The following is a 3,138-nucleotide window of genomic DNA, read 5'->3' on the forward strand; positions in this document are numbered from 1 at the left end:
GACGCGGCGCGGGTGAAGTGCAGTTCCTCGGCGACGGCGACGAAGGCGGCGAGCAGGCGCGGGTCCAGGTGGCGGGCGTGCGGGGCGGGCATGCGCCGAATTTACAACGCTGGTGCGTCAATCGGCTCCGAGAAGGTGTTGGACGGTTTGATCCACTCGGCGCGACGGTGGTGGACATGCCACCCAAGCCCGCCGCTCAGCCCGCCGCGAGAAGCTCCGAGGAGTCCACTCGGCCACCCACCAGGACCAACCCCTACCGCCGCCTCTTCGCCCTCCCCGGCACCCGCGCCTTCACCGCCGGCAATCTCATCGCCCGCCTCCCGCAAGGCATGTTCGGTGTCAGCGCGGTGGTGATGATCGCGGGCGTGCGCGGCTCGTACGCGCTCGCCGGGGCCGTCACCGCCACCGGCCTCGCCGCGACCGCCGTCACCGCGCCCTGGGTCGCCCGGCTGGTCGACCGGTACGGGCAGGCCAGGGTCGCCGTGCCCGCCACGGTGTGCGCGGTGCTGGGCAGTCTGGCGCTGGTGCTGTGCGTGCGCGGGGGCGCCCCGGACTGGACGCTGTTCGCCGCGTACGCCGCGACCGCGACGACCCCGAACACGGGCGGGATGTCCCGCGCCCGCTGGGCCCATCTGCTGAAGGGCCATTCCGAGGCCCTGCACACCGCCAACTCCTTCGAGCAGGCGGCCGACGAGCTGTGCTACATGCTCGGGCCGGTCCTCGCGGCCTTCCTCACCGGGACGTTCTTCCCCGAGGCCGGCACTCTGGTAGCGGCGGTGCTGCTGCTCACCGGCGTGCTGCTGTTCGCCGCGCAGCGCTCGACCGAGCCGCCGCCCAGGCGCCGTACCCCCGCGAAGGCCCCGCTGCGGGCGCCCGGCATGCCCGCCCAGCTCGCGGTGTGCCTGGCCATGGGGGCGGTGTTCGGGGCGATGGAGGTGGTCACCGTGGCGTTCGCGGACGACCGGGGGCACCGGCCGGCGGCGGGCGTGGCGCTGGGGCTGCAGGCGGCCGGGTCGTGCGCGGCCGGGCTGGTGTACGGGCTGGTGCGGCCTGCGGGCCCGGCCCGGCGACGGCTGCCGTGGTGCGTGGCCGCGATGACCGTGATGATGACGCTGCCGCTGATGGCCGCCTCGCTCACCGGCTCCCTGGTGCTGCTGTCGGCGGCTCTGCTGGTGGCCGGTACGGCGACGGCGCCCACCATGGTGACCAACATGACCCTGGTCCAGGAGCGCAGCCCCGAGGGCCGCCTCAACGAGGGCATGACGCTGGCGGTGACGGGCCTGCTCGGCGGCATCGGCTGCGGCAGCGCGGCGGGCGGCTGGGTGGTCGAGCACGTGTCGCCGACGGCCGGTTACGCGGTGCCGGTGGGGGCGGCGGCGCTGGCGCTGCTGATCTCCCTCGCCGGACTCGCCCTCACCCGCCGATCCGTTCGGCCCGCCGAACACTGACCGCCCGTCACGACAGCGTATGGCAGTGGGGCTGTGGCAGCCCGGCAGCAGGCGTCGGTCGACTCCATCAGTCGGTCGCGCACGAGTGGCGGGCGGGGGCGCGCACGGTGCGCACGGAGGCGCGGCCTCGCCGGCCCGGGAACCGGAGCACCGAGGTCGAAGGGCCGCGGGCATGACGAAGGCCCCGTCGCTCGTGAGCGGCGGGGCCTTCGCCCACATGGGGCAAGTGGAGATGGCGGGAATCGAACCCGCGTCCAACGGTGCGGAACCAGGGCTTCTCCGTGTGCAGTCCGCTTCGATTTTCTCGGCCCCGGAGATCACGCGGACAAGTCTCCGACGGGCTCAGTCACTGTTTGGTTTCCCTCTTCACCCCGTGACCGGGATCAAGGTTTAGTCCCCTAGCTGATGCCAGGATCCGGGTCGGGAACAGCCCCGGGCTGACACTCCCATCAGGAGGCTCGCTCTAGCTGCTTATCAGGCAGCGAGGGCGAAAGCCTGGGAGGAATCGCGCTTGGTGTTGGCGATTATTTTTTTCGGCCTGTGGTTTACGAGATCATGGCCGCTTCCTCGACACGCTTCCCCTGCTTCGACAGCCGCTGTCGAAACCGATCATCCCCATGTTGATTTCTCAAGGTGCGCACCCACCTGGGGTGCTGGTGCCATCGTACGGGAACAACGCACGCCCGTGCCACCGTATTCCCGCCGGTCACCCGGCTAGCCCCGCTGCTTGCGCCGCACCGCCGCCATCGCCCGGTCGGTCTCGCGCCGGTCCTGCTTCTCGCGCAGGGTCTGGCGCTTGTCGTACTCCTTCTTGCCCCTCGCCAGCGCGATCTCGACCTTGGCACGGCCGTCCTTGAAGTACAGGGCGAGGGGCACGATCGTGTGACCCGTCTCCTGGGACTTCGACTCCAGCTTGTCGATCTCGACGCGGTGCAGCAGCAGCTTGCGCTTGCGGCGGGCGCTGTGGTTGGTCCAGGTGCCCTGGCTGTACTCGGGCACGTGCACGTTGTGCAGCCACGCCTCGTGACCGTCCAGCTGCACGAAGCCGTCGACCAGCGAGGCCCGCCCCTGGCGCAGTGACTTCACCTCGGTACCGGTGAGGACCAGACCGGCCTCGTAGGTGTCGAGGATGTGGTAGTCGTGCCGCGCCTTCTTGTTCTGCGCGATCAGCTTGCGCCCTTTTTCCTTAGCCATAGTGCCGCCCATTTTCGCACCACACGGGGGCCGCCGGGCCAGTCGTTTCCGCGGCGCGGGCCGCGTCAGCCCTCCTGGGGCACGGCCATCTCGCCCAGCCGCGACCAGTCGTCCTGCGGCACGGTGACGTTGACGATGCGCGGGGTCTCCGCGAGGTGGCGCGGCAGGACCTGGCGGGCGGTCGCGAAGTGCTCGGAGCCGACGTGCGCCGCGCCGGCCTCGTCGTCGCGGAACGCCTCGGTCAGCACGTACTCGTCCGGGTCGTCGAGGCTGCGGGACCACTCGAACCACAGGCAGCCCGCTTCACGGCGGGTGGCCTCGGTGAACTCGCGGGTGATCTCGGGCCAGGCGTCGGCGTGCTCGGGCAGGACGCGGAACTTCGCGGTGATGAAGATCATCGATGTCTCCCAGGTCGTCGTGCGCGCGGGGGGTGCGGTGGCCGTGTGCGGCCGCCGACGCGGCGCAGCTTACGTCAGGCGCCCGCCCCCGGCGATCT

3 protein-coding genes and 1 other RNA gene are annotated in these 3,138 nt (G+C 71.3%); 1 reads left to right on the top strand and 3 read right to left on the bottom strand.

Annotation, left to right across the window (positions count from 1 at the left end):
• Positions 1-176 precede the first annotated feature (176 nt).
• Complete coding sequence (locus IE249_RS30000) at positions 177-1,448, top strand: MFS transporter (protein WP_189709811.1); 1,272 nt, start codon at positions 177-179, stop codon at positions 1,446-1,448.
• Between the two features lie 224 nt (positions 1,449-1,672).
• Here IE249_RS30000 and ssrA read toward each other — a convergent pair.
• The 3 genes from ssrA to IE249_RS30015 form a co-directional block, all read right to left on the bottom strand.
• Positions 1,673-2,065, bottom strand: a transfer-messenger RNA (tmRNA) gene (ssrA, locus tag IE249_RS30005).
• A 97-nt stretch (positions 2,066-2,162) separates the two neighbouring features.
• Positions 2,163-2,642: an SsrA-binding protein SmpB gene (smpB, locus tag IE249_RS30010; protein ID WP_189709812.1), complete on the bottom strand. Its 480-nt coding sequence runs from the start codon at positions 2,640-2,642 to the stop codon at positions 2,163-2,165.
• Positions 2,643-2,707: 65 nt separating this feature from the next.
• Entirely contained in the window at positions 2,708-3,040 is a 333-nt protein-coding gene (locus tag IE249_RS30015; RefSeq protein ID WP_189709813.1) for a putative quinol monooxygenase, read from the bottom strand.
• Positions 3,041-3,138 lie beyond the last annotated feature (98 nt).

This window comes from Streptomyces anandii JCM 4720 (genome assembly GCF_014650655.1).
GTDB classification, from domain to species: domain Bacteria; phylum Actinomycetota; class Actinomycetes; order Streptomycetales; family Streptomycetaceae; genus Streptomyces; species Streptomyces anandii.

Bases quoted from the DNA above. Each gene is read 5' to 3' on its own strand.
- IE249_RS30000 (WP_189709811.1), top strand. From the start codon at position 177: ATGCCACCCAAGCCCGCCGCTCAGCCCGCCGCGAGAAGCTCCGAGGAG.
- smpB (WP_189709812.1), bottom strand. From the start codon at position 2,642: ATGGCTAAGGAAAAAGGGCGCAAGCTGATCGCGCAGAACAAGAAGGCG.
- IE249_RS30015 (WP_189709813.1), bottom strand. From the start codon at position 3,040: ATGATCTTCATCACCGCGAAGTTCCGCGTCCTGCCCGAGCACGCCGAC.